Origin of the sequence: Secundilactobacillus angelensis (genome assembly GCF_012641075.1) — a bacterium.
In the GTDB taxonomy this organism is placed as follows: Bacteria; Bacillota; Bacilli; order Lactobacillales; family Lactobacillaceae; genus Secundilactobacillus; species Secundilactobacillus angelensis.
The window spans coordinates 93,741-113,030 of record NZ_JAAXLJ010000005.1; the positions used below are offsets into that span (position 1 = coordinate 93,741).

The 19,290-nt window shown below is 43.7% G+C and carries 18 protein-coding genes; 13 read left to right on the forward strand and 5 right to left on the reverse strand.

Going from position 1 to position 19,290, the window contains the following annotated elements; genetic code table 11:
* Nucleotides 1-15 precede the first annotated feature (15 nt).
* The gene (gene pgmB / locus HC026_RS04140; RefSeq protein WP_168924727.1) at nucleotides 16-693 is read left to right on the forward strand and encodes a beta-phosphoglucomutase; all 678 of its coding nucleotides are present in this window, start codon (nucleotides 16-18) and stop codon (nucleotides 691-693) included.
* A gap of 25 nt (nucleotides 694-718) precedes the next feature.
* Here pgmB and HC026_RS04145 read toward each other — a convergent pair whose 3' ends face one another.
* Complete coding sequence (locus HC026_RS04145; RefSeq protein WP_168924728.1) at nucleotides 719-1,081, reverse strand: DUF488 domain-containing protein; 363 nt, start codon at nucleotides 1,079-1,081, stop codon at nucleotides 719-721.
* A 57-nt stretch (nucleotides 1,082-1,138) separates the two neighbouring features.
* Between HC026_RS04145 and HC026_RS04150 the strand changes: the two genes are divergently transcribed.
* On the forward strand, nucleotides 1,139-1,768 hold the full coding sequence (locus HC026_RS04150; protein ID WP_168924729.1) for a DNA-3-methyladenine glycosylase: 630 nt from the start codon (nucleotides 1,139-1,141) through the stop codon (nucleotides 1,766-1,768).
* Between the two features lies 1 nt (nucleotide 1,769).
* Here HC026_RS04150 and HC026_RS04155 read toward each other — a convergent pair whose 3' ends face one another.
* Together HC026_RS04155 and map are read right to left on the reverse strand one after the other, a co-directional pair.
* A complete protein-coding gene (locus tag HC026_RS04155; RefSeq protein ID WP_168924730.1) occupies nucleotides 1,770-2,495 on the reverse strand; it encodes a demethylmenaquinone methyltransferase in 726 nt (241 codons plus the stop codon).
* A gap of 99 nt (nucleotides 2,496-2,594) precedes the next feature.
* The gene (gene map, locus HC026_RS04160) at nucleotides 2,595-3,386 is read right to left on the reverse strand and encodes a type I methionyl aminopeptidase (protein ID WP_168924731.1); all 792 of its coding nucleotides are present in this window, start codon (nucleotides 3,384-3,386) and stop codon (nucleotides 2,595-2,597) included.
* Nucleotides 3,387-3,838: 452 nt separating this feature from the next.
* Here map and HC026_RS04165 point away from each other — a divergent pair, with 452 nt between their 5' ends.
* The 6 genes from HC026_RS04165 (at nucleotide 3,839) to HC026_RS12880 (ending at nucleotide 9,362) form a co-directional block, all read left to right on the forward strand.
* Nucleotides 3,839-4,546, forward strand: coding sequence for a zinc metallopeptidase (locus tag HC026_RS04165; RefSeq protein ID WP_168924732.1), 708 nt, complete (start codon nucleotides 3,839-3,841; stop codon nucleotides 4,544-4,546).
* A gap of 48 nt (nucleotides 4,547-4,594) precedes the next feature.
* Nucleotides 4,595-4,765, forward strand: a complete 171-nt coding sequence (locus HC026_RS04170; RefSeq protein ID WP_168924733.1) for a hypothetical protein — start codon at nucleotides 4,595-4,597, stop codon at nucleotides 4,763-4,765.
* A 125-nt stretch (nucleotides 4,766-4,890) separates the two neighbouring features.
* Nucleotides 4,891-5,343: a Crp/Fnr family transcriptional regulator gene (locus tag HC026_RS04175; RefSeq protein WP_408640977.1), complete on the forward strand. Its 453-nt coding sequence runs from the start codon at nucleotides 4,891-4,893 to the stop codon at nucleotides 5,341-5,343.
* A gap of 183 nt (nucleotides 5,344-5,526) precedes the next feature.
* Complete coding sequence (locus HC026_RS04180) at nucleotides 5,527-6,903, forward strand: MFS transporter (RefSeq protein WP_168924735.1); 1,377 nt, start codon at nucleotides 5,527-5,529, stop codon at nucleotides 6,901-6,903.
* Between the two features lie 210 nt (nucleotides 6,904-7,113).
* Entirely contained in the window at nucleotides 7,114-8,811 is a 1,698-nt protein-coding gene (locus HC026_RS04185; RefSeq protein ID WP_168924736.1) for a phosphoenolpyruvate carboxykinase, read from the forward strand.
* A gap of 320 nt (nucleotides 8,812-9,131) precedes the next feature.
* Nucleotides 9,132-9,362 carry a DUF454 family protein gene (locus HC026_RS12880; RefSeq protein WP_240891015.1) on the forward strand — a complete coding sequence of 77 codons (231 nt, stop codon included), beginning with the start codon at nucleotides 9,132-9,134 and terminating at the stop codon, nucleotides 9,360-9,362.
* Nucleotides 9,363-9,443: 81 nt separating this feature from the next.
* On the opposite strand, the gene HC026_RS04195 is transcribed toward HC026_RS12880, so the two are convergent.
* Together HC026_RS04195 and HC026_RS04200 are read right to left on the reverse strand one after the other, a co-directional pair.
* Complete coding sequence (locus HC026_RS04195; protein WP_168924737.1) at nucleotides 9,444-10,553, reverse strand: lactate oxidase; 1,110 nt, start codon at nucleotides 10,551-10,553, stop codon at nucleotides 9,444-9,446.
* 144 nt (nucleotides 10,554-10,697) lie between these two features.
* Complete coding sequence (locus HC026_RS04200; protein WP_168924738.1) at nucleotides 10,698-12,053, reverse strand: DUF2252 domain-containing protein; 1,356 nt, start codon at nucleotides 12,051-12,053, stop codon at nucleotides 10,698-10,700.
* A 241-nt stretch (nucleotides 12,054-12,294) separates the two neighbouring features.
* Between HC026_RS04200 and HC026_RS04205 the strand changes: the two genes are divergently transcribed.
* The 5 genes from HC026_RS04205 to HC026_RS04225 all read left to right on the forward strand — a co-directional run bounded on the left by HC026_RS04205 (nucleotide 12,295) and on the right by HC026_RS04225 (nucleotide 19,000).
* Nucleotides 12,295-14,022, forward strand: a complete 1,728-nt coding sequence (locus HC026_RS04205; protein WP_168924739.1) for a phospho-sugar mutase — start codon at nucleotides 12,295-12,297, stop codon at nucleotides 14,020-14,022.
* 226 nt (nucleotides 14,023-14,248) lie between these two features.
* On the forward strand, nucleotides 14,249-15,421 hold the full coding sequence (locus tag HC026_RS04210; RefSeq protein WP_168924740.1) for a galactokinase: 1,173 nt from the start codon (nucleotides 14,249-14,251) through the stop codon (nucleotides 15,419-15,421).
* Nucleotides 15,422-15,509: 88 nt separating this feature from the next.
* Nucleotides 15,510-16,514: a UDP-glucose 4-epimerase GalE gene (gene galE / locus HC026_RS04215; protein WP_168924741.1), complete on the forward strand. Its 1,005-nt coding sequence runs from the start codon at nucleotides 15,510-15,512 to the stop codon at nucleotides 16,512-16,514.
* Nucleotide 16,515: 1 nt separating this feature from the next.
* Entirely contained in the window at nucleotides 16,516-17,982 is a 1,467-nt protein-coding gene (locus HC026_RS04220; protein ID WP_168924742.1) for a UDP-glucose--hexose-1-phosphate uridylyltransferase, read from the forward strand.
* 22 nt (nucleotides 17,983-18,004) lie between these two features.
* A complete protein-coding gene (locus HC026_RS04225; RefSeq protein WP_168924743.1) occupies nucleotides 18,005-19,000 on the forward strand; it encodes a LacI family DNA-binding transcriptional regulator in 996 nt (331 codons plus the stop codon).
* Nucleotides 19,001-19,290: the final 290 nt, after the last annotated feature.

A 19,290-nucleotide genomic window follows, 5' to 3' on the forward strand; every position in this document is an offset into this window, starting at 1 on the left:
GTAGAGGTGATTCAAATGGTTAAATTCGAGCAATATTCAGGCGTGCTTTTTGATCTGCACGGCGTGATCGCCGATTCTTCTCAGTACCATCTTCAAGCCTGGCACCAACTGGCGGATGAACTTGGTATTGCGTGGTCTTCAACGCTTAACGAAACGCTGCTAGGCATGGATCGGCCAGAGGCAGTGGTTACTATTTTAAAAGCTGGTCATCGATTAGATCAGTATTCAGAGGAAGAACGCCGAAAATTAGGTGAACATAAAAACCAGATGTACCTTGAGTTGATTTCTCACATGTCACCAGTGGATGTGCTGCCAGGAATTATTGATTTCCTCGATGAGTTGAAGGCACAGCATTATGGTGTCGTGCTCGCTTCTGCTTCGGTTAATGCGCCACTAGAAATTAAAAAAATGCAATTGGAGAATTACTTTCCGCTGATTGTGGATCCAGCGACACTTAGTCACAACAAACCAGATCCAGAGATTTATCAGCGTGCGGCAGAAATGTTAAAACTTCCTTCAGATAAGTGCATCGGGATTGAAGATTCCAAAACTGGTCTGACGGCCGTGAACCGCTCGGGTGCTTTATCGGTTGGCGTTGGAGAGACGGCTGAAATTGCTTCAGCAACTGTGAAGTTTCATAGTACGAACGAGCTTACCTTAGCAGGAATTCGCGAGCAAATTGACAGGCATTAAAAAAGATCACTAATTAGTGATCTTTTTACTTAAGCAATTTTTCTAAATAGTCTTTTAATACCACAGCTTGGTTATGAGTTTCATCCTTTGCACCGAAAAGCATGATGACGTTGCCCTCAGCTAAATGAGTTTTGATTAAATCCAAAAACTCATCTCGATCTGGATTTGCATCGAGTTCAGCTACATAACGGGTTTTAAATTCGTCGTACTTCTCAGGATCATGTCCGAACCATTGACGCAGTTCCTTTGAGGGAGCAATGGACTTAAACCATTCATCAAGTGCGGCGTTGACCTTGGAAATTCCGCGTGGCCATAACCGGTCAACTAGGATCCGATAGCCATCCATATCGGCTGGTTTTGTATAAATTCGTTCAATTTTGAGTGCCATTTTGTATCACCTCTTCTATAATATACAATATCACATTACAATGTTAGGGGAAAAATAATGATAACTATGGCAGAATTTTTTAGTGGTCGTCCCACTGAAATGATCACCCGAGATTTGCTGGGAAAACTGATGAGATACGAGTCACCTAAGGGGCTGGTCAGCGGCTATATCGTTGAAGCTGAAGCATACTTGGGTGCCGCGGACTCAGCGGCCCATGCATATGAAGGGCGTCGGACTAAAGCTAATGACGCGCTGTACGGAGCGCCTGGTAATATTTACATTTATACGTCTCGTGGATACTATGCTTTTGATATTGCAGTTCAAAGCAAAGGTGAACCACAAGGAATTTTAATCCGGGGTGTTGAGCCTAAAGAGGGGCTGGGCATCATGATGGCTAACCGGCCTAAAAACGGATCAGAACTAACCAATGGGCCGGGAAAACTGATGCAGGCGTTCGGCGTCAGTGATCTCCACTGGAATAATAAGATGCTTGATGATAGTCCCTTTACGGTTGATTTACTTGATACTCGCGAGCCGTCAGAGATTTTAACCTCTGCTCGGATCGGTGTCAGCAAGCGCGGTGGTCAGACTAACGCGCCTTACCGGTATTACGTAGCGGGAAACCCCTACGTTTCGGGGATGCGCAAGCGAGATATGAACTTAGAAACCCACGGGTGGGTTAACTAATTTACTGTTTGGTGTACGATTTTCGTGCGCTGTGAAAAGCTGCCGCGCCCATGTCAAAGGTTTGGTAGTCAATTTTTTCGAATCCCGCATTGGCATACATTTTCGCTAACGTTTTTGCATCGACAAATTCCGCTGCCGTCTTTTCCAGGTAGACATAGTCTTCATAGTTATGAACGGCCAGTTTGGTCATCATCGGAATAAGCTTGAAATAAACTTGCCAACCCAGTTTAACTAGCGGCTGAGTTGGGTGTGACGTTTCTAGCGAGCCCACTTGACCGCCGGGGCGAACCACTCGATGCATTTCACGTAAAACTTGATTAGCATCCGGCACGTTACGCAAGCCGAAACCAATTGTGACCACGTCAAAATGATCATTGTCGTAAGGGAGTGCCATTGCGTCGCCTTGAACCAAGGTAACCCGATCATTCATTCCAGCAGCCGCAACTTTTGTTTTGGCAACAGCTAACATTTCCTCGCTAAAATCTAAGCCGATGACTTGGCCAGAGGGACCAACCGCCTTCGCTAATGCAATCGTCCAATCTCCTGTGCCGCAGCAGAGATCGAGGACGAAACTACCAGGTTTAATGGCTAATTTTTCCATCGCTACTTTTCGCCAATGTTTGTGAGTACCCAACGAAATCAGGTTGTTCATCCGATCGTAGTTGCCAGCGACCCGTTTGAAAAGTGATTGTACTTGGGGCTCTGGTGTCTGGTTAGTAAGTGACATTTTACATTCCTCCTGAGTAAATTCAATAGCTCAATCATACCAAAAAACGTCTCGCAAGTCTGTTTCCACCTGCGGGACGTTTTAATGTGCTGATTTTAATTATAGATACTTAGCATCTTCAACTGGGTCTTGAGAAGTTAAGATCTTAGGACCATCTTTTGTGATTACTAAGGTATGTTCGTATTGAGCTGAAGGGGTACCATCAGCTGAAACGTAGTATTCCCAAGTATCGCCAGGAACTTGCTTAGAGGCAATCTCCCAAGTACCTAAGTTGACCATTGGTTCAATGGTGATAGTCATGCCTTCACGCAAACGTAAGCCCTTGCCTGGTTCACCATAGTGAGGGACATTTGGTTCTTCGTGCATTGTCGGTCCAATCCCATGGCCAATCAATTCGCGAACGTCGCCCATGTGGTTTTCGTCTTCAACGTAGTGTTGAATGGCGTAACCAATGTCACCGATCCGGTTACCAACGACAGCTTGGTCAATACCAAGGTAGAGCGCCTTTTTAGTCACGTCCATGAGGTGCTGCTTTTCCTCGCTAATTTCGCCAACCGCGTAGGTCCAGCAAGAATCACTCATGAAGCCGTCCAAGTTAACCACCATGTCAACGGCAACGATGTCACCCGTCTTAAGTAAGAGTTCCTTACGGGGAATAGCGTGGGCAACTTCGTCGTTAACGCTGACGCAAGTTGCGTATTTGTAACCTTCGAAGCCCTTTTCTTCAGCTTTGGCGTGGTGTTCTTCAATGTATTTGTTAGCAAACTTTTCAATGTCCCAGCTAGAAATACCAGGTTTGATAATATCGCGCAGACCCAAGTGAACACCAGCCAAAACGGCACCGGATTTACGCATCATTTCAATTTCACGTTCTGATTTTATAGTAATCAAGAATATATGCTCCTTTGTTCTTTTATGAATTCAACAGTTATAATGGTACACCAAAAAACGAAGGTGCGAAAGCAAACGTTTTGAGACTGGCATGGTGTGGAAGCAAGCGTTTAGAGACTGGAGCCTAAGTTACTTCTGGCAGAAAATCCCCGGGATTGGGATTTTTGCCAGAAGTGACTTAGGTGCAAGTCTCTGCTTGCTGGAACCCGAATAGGCAAGGTGTGGAAGCGGACGTTTTGAGAGCGGTGTGTAAGCAGGTAACGTTAAGAGCCTTGGGCTTGGGGGCTTATAACGTTACCTGCTTACACGTAGCTCTCAGTCCGCTGGAACCCGATTAAGCTATATAACAGATTCCCCCCCATAACCTTAAGCATTCATTAAATTTCTTGTCCCCACTGCAATAACTTGTTACAATGTTCTGCAACAATAATATATCTAAAGGGGGACGTTTAATGACATCACCGATATTTGCCTTTTTTGATCCAACCTATATTTTAGTGATTGCGGGTTTACTGTTATCAATGTTGGCATCAGGTTACGTCAATTCGACGTATGCTAAATATGATCGTTATCGTGCTCAAAGTGGGGTAACCGGGACCTCCGCTGCAGAATATATTTTACAGCAGTCGGGAATTCATGATGTGTCTGTTCACCCAATCGCAGGTAATCTGACTGATAATTATAACGGTGGTAATAAAACGCTGAATCTGTCTGAATCAACGGCTAATTCGTCATCGGTGGCGGCTGTGGGAGTAGCGGCTCATGAATGCGGACATGCGGTCCAAGATGCCACTAATTACGCGCCAATGAGGTTGCGAACCGCCATTGTGCCAATTGCTAATTTTGGCTCTTCCATTTCTTTCCCGCTGATTTTAGTGGGTGTCTTTATGGGAATGAACCAAACATTAATTCACATCGGGATTTTTCTATTTTCTTTCGCACTCCTCTTTCAATTGGTGACGTTGCCCGTTGAATTCAACGCTTCACACAGGGCACTGCGAATTCTTAGTGACGGCGGCTTGCTTACGGCTGAAGAAGTACCAATGGTAAGACGGGTTTTAACAGCAGCAGCACTTACTTACGTTGCGGCCGCTTTAGCAACATTTTTGCAACTATTGCGATTAATCATCCTCTTCGGGGGAAATCGTGACGACAATTAAGCAGGATTGATTTATAATAAGAATAGGACGAAAAGGTTGGTGGGAAAGATGGACTTAATTTCATACTTAAAAGATCAAATCGAATTTTTAACAGAGCAATTTAACGAAGCAGAAACAGATAAAGACGTTACGATGAAGTACATTACAGAGTCACGCTTGGATGAAGCCAAGAAAATCAAAAAAGCGATTGATGATGGCACGATTAATAGTTTAAGTTGATTTAGGCACGGCCAATTTGGTCGTGTTTTTTTAATGGATTGGGGGGATTGATAATGGATCTGAGTGAATATTATGATCAAATTGAGCAAATGGGGTATTCACAAACCTTTGAAGCGTGAGAAGACCTGTTATTTGAAGGGGATATTGCAACCCGACTTTATCTGGTGAATCAGGGTGCCGTTCGGTTGTGGCATAATGATGACGGTCGCGATATCACCGTTCAGTTCTTCTTTGAGGGGCAAGTCGTGTCTTCCTTTGAAAGCTTTTATCTGGATAAGCCTAGTCTGTTTGCAATTACCGCCATGGAGAAAACGGTGGTGATGGTCGTTGACGGTACAAAACTGCGCCGAGAAATTGAATCAAATTCTAAGTTGATGGCAGCTTTTACGGACTATGTCTGCCATCGGTTCATCGACTATACCCAGTACTTTCTTAATCGGATTGAAGACTCACCCGAGTTGCGCTATCAAAATTTAGTGGCCTCTGACCCCAATCTGGTTGACCGTGTTCCTCAGTATGAATTGGCGTCGTATCTGGCATTACACCAGTATCTCTTTCGCGAATTCGTAGTCGGTTAAATCATGCTGGCAGTTAGTACGTTGTCATATGATAGTTAGAACTGTTACTTTTTGTTAGGGTGATAAAACTTAAAAGTAAACAAGACAAATAATAAAAATATTTTTTGGCTTAACCTGTCTTTTACACAATTGATTTTAGCCCCGATTACGCCTATGATTATAGTCGTAAGGGGGAATCTGAAAATGAGTCAATCTACTACTCTATCTGGCCGCACACGCCTATGGTTTGTGACGACTTTGCTGATGGGGACTTTTACAATGTCTATCAGTCAATCAGCTCTGTCGACTGCCTATCCAACGTTAATGCGGTATTTTTCAATTTCAGCGTCAACGGTTCAGTGGCTGACGACGGGGTTCATGCTGATCATGTGCATTATGATGCCAGTTAGCCCGTGGCTGTTGAGTAACATCGGTTTTAAGCCATTATTCTTATCCGTTTTAACGATGTTTGACGTGGGTACACTATTAATTATCTTAGCCCCCAACTTTCCGTTAGTTCTGTTGGGACGTGCAATGGAAGCCATCGGTGTGGGAATTTTGTTTCCATCATATCAGACGGTACTCTTGACGATCACACCTCGTGACGAACGCGGCAGCGCGATGGGTGTTGCAGGGTTGGTCATGGGGTCTGCTTTGGCGGTTGGTCCAATTATTTCAGGGATCGTATTGCGGTTTACTACTTGGCAAGGACTATTTATTGTCTTTATGATCGTCATCAGCCTGGTTATTTTGCTATCGCTGAAAACCATCGTCAACGTCATGCCACAGGTTCCATCGCACTTAGACTGGCTTTCAGTTGTCAGTTTAATTGGGTTTATCGGCGTTCTATACGTGGTTAACTTGGTTGGTACTCCAGGGGTTAACTGGGGAATAGCCAGTGTGATCTTGATCGTTAGTATCGTTTTGCTGCTGTTTTTCGGGATCAGACAGTTACGCCTACCTGAACCATTGCTTGATTTGCGGGTCTTCAAAGTCCGTCAGTTCAACGCTTCAGTGTGGTTAACGGGTTTATCATACATTGCACTGATTGTTGTCACCATTGTTTTCCCACTCTATTACCAAATTATTTTGGGTGTCAGTCCCTTCATTTCGGGGATGGCTTTAGTACCCGGTGCCTTGTTCCTGAGTATTTTGAACCCGTTGACGGGGCGCTTAGCTGACAAGATTGGGTTTAAGAAAGTACTGCTCATTGGTATGGTCATGATTCTCGTTGGCTGGGGCATTTTAGCATTAGTCCCCGTTAAATTCTCGCTTTGGGGTATGATGCCGATTGCGATGCTGATTGAAGGTGGCAACGCCTTTGTTATGATGCCAGCGACCACGTTGGGTGCGGATGCGCTACCTAATGAAAAGGTTTCTCATGGGACTGCTGTAATCACCACTATGCGTCAACTTCTTGGCTCTACCGGTGTTGCTGTGGCAACCATCTTACTGTCACTGGGTGGTGTTGCCACTGCGACCCTAGGTAATTTTCACATTGTGTTCATTACTTTCTTCATTCTTGAAATTATTGGGCTACTTTTAGCACTAAGTTTGAAAGAAAAGAAAGCTCAAAATTAATCCGAGATAAAAACTTGCAAAAAGAGTTTCTTTTTTATTCTAAATATTTCAAAAAAATCTCTCATTTTTACAATTTTAAAAAGCGATAATACCCCGTCATGACGGAATTTATCGCTTTTATTAATTTCTCATTTTTCTATTTTCGTTCGGCTTTTTTTAAGCTACAATAGAGCTATGCAAATTAGTTGCATTGGAAGGAGAATTGTCCACATGACTGAGTCAGGAAAAGTAGAAACATCTGCGTTATACATGAATCCGGATCGAGAAGTTGCCGTACTTAATTATACGAACAAGTACGTTTCCGATATCTTTACATTGATCAATAGTAAAGAACTAGAGGAAGTTGTTCGTTTGTTTTTAGAGGATCGTCGTCATACTCAAGAGAGTAATCGAAGCGATTTTGAGGATGCGGATCCAAAAACTTACATCGATACGTTAAAGGCGGTACTGCTTGATCGTCCTGATGCTTTTGAAACTTATAAGCGTGAAGAAATCTTGTATAGCGTTGAAGATTTGTATTCATACTACCGATCATATCTTCGAATCGGAGTTGTCAACCTGCATGGCAGTGAAGCTACTTCCAAGAATTTCATGCAAATGGATAATAAATTTAACGATGTTGTCATTGAAGCTTACCGGACAATTGAAGAAAAATTGCAAGGCTTCCGTAATAAGACTTATCGTCAGGTGAGCGCTGGGACTTCAGCTTGTGTGTTGACACAATCATTAGATTGGCCAATTCCAAGCGGCTACGAAGCGTTGAAGCCTATTCGATTCCTGGAGACCCTGATGTTGCGGCCACCAATGATGATGAAGACACCTTCAAATAAACGTGAAGGAACTTTTACCGCTGTTCCTGACAATCCAATCGATAAATTCCACGGATCAAGAAACGAATGGTACTGCTTCCCAGCTAAAATTGGTGAGAGCTTGGCTTACATCTACTTCCATCGTGATTACTTTGTCAGTGGTATTTCCTTGGCTAACTTGTTTGAAGTTGCCAGTGCCAAAGATGTTGCCGGTCATAAGCCAGACGAGATCCTGCTGTTCGGTTTGCAAAAAACTGAAGGCGATGTTTGCCATTATCACCACGATGAAGAAAACGATATTTGGGTCGGTGAAGTGCCATATAACGACAAGACCACTTACTTCGGTTACATGAAGAAAATGTGCTTAACGTTGCATAACCTGCACATGATCTACGAAAACCGCTTGCCAATTCATGGCTCAATGGTGCGAATCAAGTTCGCTAACGGTAAGAATAAAAACGTGGTCTTCTTCGGCGATTCAGGTGCCGGGAAGTCTGAATCACTGGAAGCCTTACAAGAAATTGCGGATGACAAGATTCTCAGTCTTGAAACGATTTTTGATGATATGGGTAGCTTTACGCTAACGGATGATGATTTGTATGCGCAAGGGACTGAAATTGGGGCATTCGTGCGACTAGATGATTTAAGCTCTGCCGTGGCCTTCAATAATATGGACCGTGGTGTTTACTTGAACCCAGACCGGAAGAATGCTCGGGTCATTATTCCAGCGGATCCGTATAATCGAGTTGTGGGCCACCACGGGATCGATATGTGGGTCTATGCCAACAACTATGATAAGGACATTGGTATTCACCGTTTTGATAATGAAGAGGAAGCCAAGGCAACCTTCATAGAAGGCAAGCGCTTTGCGTTAGGGACTACCGATGAAGTCGGCATGAGCACAACTTTCTTTGCTAACCCATTTGGGCCAGTGCAAGAAGAAGCCAAAACGCGGCCAATAATCGACAAGGTATTTAAACGTCTATTCGATCAAGGGGTCTATGTAGGTGAAATTTACACCCACCTTGGTACGGATAAGAGTAAGGATAGCTTGAATGAAAGTGCTAGAGAACTGTTGGATGAGTTGTGGAACTCATAGAGCGTGAACCGCGGCGTTTAGATAGCGGCGTGTAAGACAAGAACCACCTAAATCCCTGAACTTGGGATTTGGGTGGTTCTTGTCTTACACATAGCTGTCTGCCGCGGTGAACGCGTTTCAGCAAGGTAATAGGAACCAAGCCCGAACTTGGAATTTGCGTGGCTCTCGTCTTACACATAGCTATCTGCCGTGGTGAGCGCGTTTCAGCAAGGTAACATTACGAAAGTATTAACATTCTGAAAATCCATCACATATCCCTTGATAGAATTTCGGATAGCAGATATACTACTTTAAAATCAAAAAGTAAAAGGGATGATAACGTGCAATTAATTTTTACAAAACTACTATGGTCAACGTTGATGTTTACCGGTATCATTGGGTCAATTGTTGGCTTTGTGCTACCAATCATCCCGGGCATTCCGTTTATGATATTAGCTGTTTACAGTTTGAAAAAACTATCACCGAAATTTCACCGCTGGCTTAGTCGTACTCGTCTGGCTGAATGGCTAACAAAGCATCAACCGACATTGGCAAAATGGTTGATCAACTAGAATCGTAACACCAAAAAGGGACTCAAACAGTATCTGATTACTGTTGAGTCCCTTTAAATTTGAATGCTTAAAGTTTTTAAATTAGTATTGAATATGCAATAATTCAGCGTGCTTGATATCGTCAATTGTCTTAGTGCCAGCTAACTGCATCACGATCTTCAGTTCGTTGTTCAGATGTTCGAAGACAGAGAACACACCATCAGCGCCGCCAAGGGCTAAGCCATAGATTGCTGGCCGGCCAATACCGACTAAGTCGGCACCTAATGCGATTGCCTTGAAAACGTCTGAGCCGCGACGAACGCCAGAATCAAAGATAACCGGAACTTGGTGGTTAACGGCCTTTGTGACGCTTTCCAGAACATCGAAGCTAGCTGGACCACCATTCAACTGACGGCCACCATGGTTCGAAACATAGATACCAGCAGCACCAGCACCGATTGCGTAGAGTGCATCTTCAGGTGATTCAATTCCTTTAACGATGACTGGTAAATCAGTGTAGTCGATGATGCGCTTAACGTCATCAGGACCAATCTTTTGAGCAGCAGAAGCATAAATTTCTGAAATACCTTTCCCTTCACCATCGCCCTCACTAAACTTGATCAGGTTGGCCATTGGGATTGGGAATTGGAAGTGGTTAATAATATCAGCTTCACGGTAGCCGCCCACAGTGGCATCAACGGTGAGGATAATGGCTTTAACGCCGGCCTTCTTGGCTTCATCCAAGAGTGAACGGTTGAAGTCCCAGTCTTTACTCATGTAGAGTTGGAAGAATTGTGGCGCGCCTTCACCACCAGCAGCAGTGTCAGCAATCGAGGTTGATGAATAAGTACTTTGGGCCATTAAGCCACCAGCCTTTGCGACACCCTTAGCGGTATCAACTTCACCTTTAGCGTGGGCTAAACCTTGTGCGGCAGCTGGGGCCATCATGATCGGTGTTTTTAAGTCCAAACCAAACACTGTGGTATCAGTCTGTGGATCTTCAATATTGCTCAAGGCCTTAGGCACGATTTGTCTGTGCTGGAAAGCTTTGCGGTTGGCTTGTAGGGTCCACTCGTCTTCGGAACCACTAACTATGTAACCAAATCCGCCCGTAGGAATAATCTTCTTAGCGTCAGCTTCTAGTTGATTTAAATTTAAAATGTCTAAAACTTTTTCGTTTTCGTTTTGTTCGTAACCATTAGTCATAACCATAATATTTGCCTCCAGCAAAGATAATTATTTTTGAATGACTTTAGAATACTTACTTTTTGTAAGTGAGTCAAGAATAAGGCTTTGCTATGTGCCAAATTAAAAAACCGCAACGTGACCATATTTGCTGTCACATAGCGGTTTTGACTATAATCGATACTGTTTAAAAGCTTGGAAATCAGCTGCGACTTGATCGACATAGGCAACAGTCCACGTTTGAATAGCACTGTCAAATTTATCGGAATGGCCGGTGTATCCCAAAATTACGCCAGCAGTTGGGCTTTGAGCATGCCCAATCCCCAAAATCCAAGCACAGGTTTTCGCATAAGCATCGAATTGATCCCAGTCCAATAACGAAAGGTCGATAGAGGCTTTCATATCACGAAATTGGCGGACGTAGTAACTTCGATTAGTCGTGGAGAAATAACCTAAGAAGGAATCCGATGCGGATTGGAGAATTTTTTGACAGTCCACGATTCGCTTACCTTCATTGAGTTCATACTGAACGTTGTCCTCATTCAGTTGATCGGCCAGCTGACGGTGTGGTAGGGCTTCTTTAATTTGCAAGATGAGGTGCGACTCGTCCGTTCCAGTTAATAGTAGCAGGTAACAACGAGAGCCAAAACTGCCGACGCCGACGCTATGGCGGACAATATCAGTGACGTGATATTGCGACAACATTAAACTAACGTCAGGAGACAAGGTTTGCCGATATTGCGTGAGATATTTGGTAATGTGTTTTGTGACTTGATCATTAACGTGACGTGTCCGCGGCGGATTTTCCTTGAAGACTGTTTCGCCAGAGCTATTGGTAGTCGTAAACTTGCGGACGACCTGTTCCGAATCCCGTTTACCTGCTTTCTCGAGAAATTTTATAAGCTTTTTGGTGTGAACTTCTTTCGATGGAATCGTGTTGAGGACAGTTTTCACATCGTTAACGGGATAAAAGCGATTCAGCGCGGTAAGTTCAAACATGTTTTGGAGACTTTTACGGTAGGTTTCACCGAGTTCTTTGATCAGCTGCTGCAGACCATTTTCGTCAAATGAATTTTCACGGCCAGCTAACAGAGTGCTGACTGCTAAACGTTTAACGTCCCACTCGAAGGGGTTGATGCCAGCTTCATCAAAGTCGTTCAGGTCAAACAAGAGGTTGCGTTCTGGTGAACCGAAAAAGCCGAAGTTGCCAATGTGAGCATCACCGCAAATGACCGCATGAATTGGCGAATTTATCTGGTGTGCCAAATCGTATTCCATTAATTCGGCGGTGCCACGGAAAAAGGAAAAACTCGATTGGGTCATGCGCTGGGTCCGTTCAGGTAATAACTCTGGAATCAAAATCGCACGAACTTGGTCCATGAGCTGATTGGGATCACGATCCATTGCGTTGTATTCTCCAAGCTGTTCAAAGGGAAAGGCCTCTCTGAGTTTTTTGCCAAACTTTTTTTGCTGTTTTAACGATTGCTGTACGAATAACTGACTAAAATCAAATGGTTTCACACTCATAGCTGGGCCCCTCACATTAGTTGTTAGGTTTAGTTTAACACGCAACAGTCTGAATGTAGCAAGCAGATAGAAAGCCAATGCAATCGAAAATTAAAGATGGTAAAATTGAAAAGAGTTTCAGAAATTCAAAAAATCGTAATTGTTTAGTAAAATTTTTACTATTTTTCCGCTTTTCGGCTTATACTGAAAGCGGAGACATAATTGAGAATGAGTAATTTAAACTAAGAGGAGTGGCGATACGATGACTTGGCAAGATAACTATCAAGTATGGAAGAACTATCAAGACTTGGATCCAGCACTAGCACAAGAACTAGTTGATATGGCGGATGATCAAGAAGCACTGGAAAACGCCTTTACAAAACCAATGGCGTTTGGAACGGCAGGGATGCGAGGCTTGATTGGTCCCGGAATTGGTCAAATGAACCTTTATACCGTGGGTGCAGCTGCTGAAGGGCTAGCCCGCTTCATGGATACTTTATCTGACGAAGACAAGCAACGTGGGGTAGCAATCAGTTTCGACTCCCGTTATCAATCGCGAGAATTTGCCCATCATTCTGCACAGGTACTTGGTGCACATGGGATTCCAAGCTTTGTTTTCGATGATATTCGACCAACACCAGAATTATCATTTGCTGTCCGTCACTTACACACTTACGCTGGGATCATGATTACGGCTAGTCATAATCCTAAGCAGTACAACGGGTTTAAAATCTATGGTCCAGATGGTGGTCAAATGCCGCCAAAGGCCGCTGATCAAATTACCGAGTACGTTAACGGTATCGATAACATGTTCACCGTTAAAACTGTGAAGGAAACAACCCTGAGAAAGCAAAACCTCGTTCACATCATTGGTGAAGATGTTGATGAAGACTATCTGGCTGGTGTTAAAGCAGTTTCAGTCAATCCTAAGCTGATCGATGAAGTTGGTAAGGACATGACGCTGATTTACACACCATTGCATGGAACTGGGCACATCATTGGCTACCGGGCATTGAAAGATGCCGGCTACAATCACTTTACGATGGTCAAGGAACAAGCCATTGCTGATCCTGAATTTCCAACCGTTACTCATCCAAATCCCGAATTTCCAGAGGCCTTTAACATGGCGATTGAGCTAGGTAAAAAAGAGGGCGCTGACCTGTTAGTTGCCACTGACCCTGATGCTGACCGTTTAGGTGCTGCTGTTCGGATGCCGAATGGCGACTATCAACTGATGACCGGTAACCAGATTGCTTCAGTTTTATTGAACTACATCTTGAAGGCTAAGCAAGACGCCGGCAAATTACCTGCAGACGGCATGGTCGTTAAGTCCATTGTCTCCACTGAATTGGCAACTAAGATTGCTGATCACTACGGCGTCAAGATGGTCAACGTGCTGACTGGTTTTAAATACATTGCCGAGCAGATTAAATTGGCTGAACAAAATCATGATCACACGTTCCTATTTGGGTTTGAGGAAAGCTTCGGTTACTTGATCAACCCATTTGTTCGGGATAAGGATGCGATTCAGTCAACTATCTTGCTGGCCGAAGTTGCTGCTGATTACAAGCAGCAGGGACTGACCCTTTATGACGGGATTCAACAACTATACAAAACGTATGGTTACTTTAAAGAAAAGACGACTGCCAAGGAATTTGACGGTGTCGATGGTGCTGACAAGATGGCTGCAATCATGAAGTCACTGCGGGCGAGCCAACCAACAGAGTTTGCTGGTGTTAAAGTTGAAACCACCGATGATTATCAAACTCAAGTTGCGACTCACCAGGATGGCAGTACCGAAAAGTTGACTCTACCAGTTTCAAACGTCTTGAAGTATTGGTTGGCGGATGGAACCTGGATTGCTGTTCGGCCTTCAGGGACTGAACCCAAGATCAAGTTTTACATTGGCACTAACGGCAAGACGGATGAAAAAGCTACTCAAAAATTAACCGATTTCGAAAACGCACTGAATCAGTGGGTAGAAGATTAAAGGTGAGTCAGTTTCTATTAACAAATAAATAAAGGCGGTTTAGTTTGCTCAATCGGAGGGTTGAACAGATTGAATCGCCTTTATTTTACTCATATACGCCTTTGAAAAATTTGTTAAATATTGATTTTACGCTAAAGAAAACGATTTCATTTTTCGTTGACAATCACGTGAATTTAGGTTAAGTTAGAGGTAGTAAAAATTTAGTAAAATTTGTGGAGGCATAATTATGGACTATCAGAGCTTAAAAGACGAATTCAATCAAGCTTTTGGCTACGCAGGTGAACGTGTCTACTTTTCACCAGGTCGAATCAATCTAATTGGTGAACATACCGATTACAATGGCGGTCATGTTTTTCCTTGCGCAATCACCATGGGCACATACGGTGTTTACGCAGCCCGTAAAGATGATCAAGTTCGACTTTATTCCGCCAACCTTCCAGACGCAGGTATTTTAACTTTTCCAATTGATAAACTAGACTTTGATAAAAACGATAGCTGGGCTAAGTTCCCACGCGGTGTCATGTATGAGATGGCTAAGCAGGGTAAGACGGTTAACCATGGTTTTGATCTCTTCGTTCACGGAGATTTACCAGATGCATCAGGTTTGTCTTCGTCAGCATCAATCGAACTGTTGATTGGTAACATTTTAAACCAAGAGTTTGACTGGGGTGTTGATCAAATGACGTTGATCAAGAATGGCCAAGCAGTTGAAAACGATTATTTAGGCCTTAATACTGGTATCCTCGATCAATTCGCTATCGGCATGGGCAAGAAGAACCAAGCCGTATTGCTTGATGCTAATACCATGAAATATGAATACGTTCCCGTTGAATTGGGCGACAACGTTATCGTCATCATGAACACTAACAAGCGCCGTGAACTGACAGATTCTAAGTACAACGAACGTCGGTCAGAATGTGAAAAAGCGGTGGCGCTTTTACAAAAGGGCGGCGTTGACGTTAAGACACTGGGTGATCTAACGCAAGAAGAATTCGATAAGGATGCTTACTTGGTCAACGATGACACCTTAATTAAACGTGCCCGCCACGCGGTAATCGAAAACCAGCGGACGTTGCGTGCCAAGAAGGCTTTGAGTAATGGTCAGCTTGAAGAATTCGGTAAGTTAGTTAATGCGTCGCACGTTTCACTGCACTATGACTATGAAGTTACCGGTCAGGAATTGGATACTTTAGCTGAGACCGCATGGAAGCAACCGGGTGTCTTGGGCGCTCGTATGACTGGTGCCGGTTTCGGTGGCTGTGCAATTGCTATTGTTAACAAGGCTAACGTTGATGACTTCATTAAGAATGTCGGTAATGTTTACAAGCAAGAAATTGGTTATGAAGCCAGCTTCTACGTTGCAAGCATTGGTGATGGCCCTAAGGAACTTAAAGCTTAATAGTTATCACAAGGCGCAAAGCAATTAAACCTGCAGAGCGCTTTTATATCGGAATTAGGTCAAAGAGAAAGCATGGAGGTAATTAATTATGACAGTTGTTGTATTAGGTGGTGCGGGCTATATTGGTTCACACACTGTTGATCGATTAGTTGAAAAGGGGTATGACGTGGCCGTAATCGATAATTTGATCACAGGTCATCGGGCAGCGGTTAACCCCAAAGCCCGTTTTTACCAAGGTGATATTCGTGACCGCGCCTTCTTGGATGAAGTTTTTAATCAGGAAACTGACGTGGAAGGGATTATTCACTTCGCAGCCTTTTCAATTGTGCCAGAATCCATGAGTAACCCACTGAAGTACTTTGATAACAACACTGGTGGCATGATTACCTTGCTTAAAGCAATGAAGGATCACGACATTAAGCGGATCATCTTCAGTTCAACCGCAGCAACTTACGGTGAACCAAAGCAGATTCCAATCAAGGAAACTGATCCTCAAATTCCAACTAACCCATATGGTGAAAGCAAGTTAGCCATGGAAAAGATTATTCACTGGTCTGATGTGGCATATGGTATTAAGTTCGTGGCTTTACGTTACTTCAACGTTGCGGGTGCCAAAGCTGATGGCTCAATCGGTGAAGACCACCATCCAGAAACCCACCTGATTCCAATCATTTTGCAAGTTGCTGCGGGTGAACGTACCGGCTTAAAGATCTTTGGTACCGACTATCCTACTAAGGATGGGACTAACGTGCGTGACTACGTCCATGTTGTGGACTTAGCGGATGCACATATCCTGGCTTTGGAATACCTGAAGGCGGGCAATGATAGTGATGCCTTTAACCTTGGGTCATCAACTGGGTTCTCTAACAAGCAGATTCTGGAAGCTGCACGTGAAGCAACTGGACAACCAATTCCCGCTGAAGACGCCCCTCGCCGTGCCGGTGATCCAAGTACCTTAATTGCGGCCAGTGATAAAGCACGTAAAGTCTTAGGTTGGAAACCACAATACGACGACGTGAAAGAAATTATTAAGACTGCCTGGAACTGGAAGCAAACACATCCAAAGGGCTACAATGACCGAGGTGAAGCCTAAAATGTCAGAAACAGTTAATCGCTTTGTTGATGCTATTATAGAAAGTGGTACTTATCAGCCGCTTGACCGCATCTACGTGACTAATCGGGTACTGGGATTAGTTGGCGATGATGATGCCGTTGAAGCTAAAAGCAATGATCTGTTAGACATTGTGGATGCTTTACTTGAAACTGCCGTTAAGAACGGTAAAATTGAAGATGGTCAATCTGATCGGGATATTTTGGAGGCGGAACTAACAGATTTATTGACTCCAACACCTGCTAAGGTGAATCAAGAATTCTGGAATGAATACCAAAATTCGCCGGAAGCTGCAACTGATTTCTTCTATAATTTAAGTCGGAAAAATGATTACATCAAGACGCGTTCAATTGCTAAAAACATTGTCTTCAACACGCCGACGGACTACGGTGATTTGGAGATTACCATTAATCTGTCGAAGCCGGAGAAGGATCCTAAGGCCATTGCAGCGGCTCGAAATCAGAAGAGCAACACGTACCCGCTAAGCCAATTAGCCATTGAAAACGAAGGCTACCGTGGTCGCCTGGGCTATCCCGCACGGACCAATCACCGAGTCATCAGAATGACACTTGGTGGGGAACCTTGGGGCTTCCAGTATTCCCCATACGCTTACTTCAGTGAGCACGCCATTTTCTTATTGCAAGCTCACCGGCCAATGGTGATCAATCAGCATACTTTCAGTAATTTGCTGGAAATCGTGCGCGTCTTCCCACACTACTTTGTGGGCAGTAACGCGGACCTGCCAATCGTTGGTGGCTCTATGTTGGCTCAAGACCATTATCAAGGCGGTCGTCATGACTTTCCAATGATGAAGGCACCAGTGGATCGGAAAATTAAACTAGCTGGCTATGATGACTTGGACGCTGGCATCGTGAAGTGGCCAATGTCGACAATCAGGCTTTCAGGTGACACGCCGGAATCGTTGATTAACGCGGCAACTGCAATTGCGAACAGCTGGCAGCATTACGATGATGAATCAGTGGATGTGCGCGCGTACACTGATGGTGAACGACACCATACAGTTACACCGATTGCGTATCGTCGTGGATCCAAGTTTGTCTTGGACATTGTCCTGCGTGATAACCAGACTTCTGAAAAGTATCCAGACGGCATTTTCCATCCGCATCAGGACGTTCAACACATCAAGAAAGAAAACATTGGTTTGATCGAAGTTATGGGCCGGGCAATTTTACCTGCACGTCTTAAAACTGAAATGCAAGAAGTTAAGCAATACGTCTTGGATAATCCCAATGAGATGAAAGACTACCACAAGACTTGGGCAGACCAGCTGAAAGCAGATCACCAATTTACTGCTGACAATGCTGATGAAATCATTGACCAGTCCATTGGTGAAGTCTTTGCCCGAGTGCTACAAGATGCAGGCGTCTTCAAGTGGAATGATCAGGGACAAGCTGCCTTTGACCGCTTCATCGCACAAGTTAAAAAATAATGATATGAAAGGGGAAGCATCTATGAAAGTGACATTAAAAGACATCGCTCAAAAAGCGGGTGTTTCCCTATCTACTGTTTCTCGAGTACTGAATTATGATACGACCTTGTCCGTTAGTGACGATACTCGGCAACGCATCTTTGAAATTGCCGAGAAGTTGAACTACACGAAAACTAAACGGGTCTCACAAGTCCCTGAAACATACAAGATTGCGGTTGTTCAGTGGTATTCCATCAATAAAGAACTAGATGACCTATACTACATGACGATCCGAATGGAAATTGAAAAGCGTAGTCAGGAATTGCACATTCAAACAATTCCCGTCTTTCAAAACCAAGTTTCTGAAATCAGCAAAGACGTTGATGGTATCATTGCGGTTGGAAAATACAGCGAGGCTCAGGTTGATGAGCTTAGCGCAATTAGCAATAACCTTGTTTTCGTGGACTGGAGCGAAATGGGCCGCGGCTTTGACAGTGTTGTTACCGAGTTTAAACCAGCTGTACTAAAGGTGATCGACTATCTGTTGCCCAAAAGTCAGGATATCGGCATTATCTATGGTTCCGAGCATACAACGGATGGGTTACTGAAGATTCCGGATCCGCGGTTTAAGGCGTTTAAAACCATTATGACCGAACGAAAATTATACGATCCACGGTTTGCGTATGAAGGGAACTACACCAATCAATCTGGTTATGAGTTAATGAAGCAAGCCGTTCATGATTTGGGTGAAAACTTGCCCCATGCGTTCTTCATCAGTAACGACCCAATGGCAATCGGAGCGTTGAAGGCCCTTGGAGAAAAAGACATTGCGATCCCTGATCGGGTAAGCTTGTTTAGTTTTAACGACACCTCAGTTGCTAAGTACGTTTATCCTGAACTTAGTGCCGTTCACGTGGCAACCGATCAAATGGGTATTAGCGCTGTTGATCTGATGCAAAGCCGATTAGAAAATGGTCGCGAAGTCCCACTGAAAGTTTCGGTGGGGACTAGGTTGATTATTCGAAAGAGTACGCGTTAAATAGTCTAATTTGATAGAAAGTTTAAAAATCTAGCAAGGCGGTTTAGCCGAGCTAGATTTTTTGCGTATTCTGATTCACAAATAAAAAAAATTAGGCCGTGAAACGTTGCTGATACGACACTGAAATACCACCTTAAATAGTGAACTAGTGAAAAGTGTTGTAAAGATTCTCGATGCATGTTAGATTAATGATTCAATAAATACAGCGATTATTTATGATTTGATAAAAATATTTTTGACAAATTTAAAAAAATCACGATAATTTTTAAAAAAGTAAACATTTTTTGACG

What these genes read in the sequence shown, in the direction of transcription:
- HC026_RS04155 (WP_168924730.1), bottom strand. Translation starts at nt 2,495, where the DNA reads ATGTCACTTACTAACCAGACACCAGAGCCCCAAGTACAATCACTTTTC.
- HC026_RS04195 (WP_168924737.1), bottom strand. Translation starts at nt 10,553, where the DNA reads ATGGTTATGACTAATGGTTACGAACAAAACGAAAACGAAAAAGTTTTA.
- HC026_RS04180 (WP_168924735.1), top strand. Translation starts at nt 5,527, where the DNA reads ATGAGTCAATCTACTACTCTATCTGGCCGCACACGCCTATGGTTTGTG.
- HC026_RS04185 (WP_168924736.1), top strand. Translation starts at nt 7,114, where the DNA reads ATGACTGAGTCAGGAAAAGTAGAAACATCTGCGTTATACATGAATCCG.
- HC026_RS04200 (WP_168924738.1), bottom strand. Translation starts at nt 12,053, where the DNA reads ATGAGTGTGAAACCATTTGATTTTAGTCAGTTATTCGTACAGCAATCG.
- HC026_RS04210 (WP_168924740.1), top strand. Translation starts at nt 14,249, where the DNA reads ATGGACTATCAGAGCTTAAAAGACGAATTCAATCAAGCTTTTGGCTAC.
- HC026_RS04145 (WP_168924728.1), bottom strand. Translation starts at nt 1,081, where the DNA reads ATGGCACTCAAAATTGAACGAATTTATACAAAACCAGCCGATATGGAT.
- HC026_RS04165 (WP_168924732.1), top strand. Translation starts at nt 3,839, where the DNA reads ATGACATCACCGATATTTGCCTTTTTTGATCCAACCTATATTTTAGTG.
- HC026_RS04225 (WP_168924743.1), top strand. Translation starts at nt 18,005, where the DNA reads ATGAAAGTGACATTAAAAGACATCGCTCAAAAAGCGGGTGTTTCCCTA.
- HC026_RS04220 (WP_168924742.1), top strand. Translation starts at nt 16,516, where the DNA reads ATGTCAGAAACAGTTAATCGCTTTGTTGATGCTATTATAGAAAGTGGT.
- HC026_RS04205 (WP_168924739.1), top strand. Translation starts at nt 12,295, where the DNA reads ATGACTTGGCAAGATAACTATCAAGTATGGAAGAACTATCAAGACTTG.
- galE (WP_168924741.1), top strand. Translation starts at nt 15,510, where the DNA reads ATGACAGTTGTTGTATTAGGTGGTGCGGGCTATATTGGTTCACACACT.
- HC026_RS04170 (WP_168924733.1), top strand. Translation starts at nt 4,595, where the DNA reads ATGGACTTAATTTCATACTTAAAAGATCAAATCGAATTTTTAACAGAG.
- pgmB (WP_168924727.1), top strand. Translation starts at nt 16, where the DNA reads ATGGTTAAATTCGAGCAATATTCAGGCGTGCTTTTTGATCTGCACGGC.
- HC026_RS04150 (WP_168924729.1), top strand. Translation starts at nt 1,139, where the DNA reads ATGATAACTATGGCAGAATTTTTTAGTGGTCGTCCCACTGAAATGATC.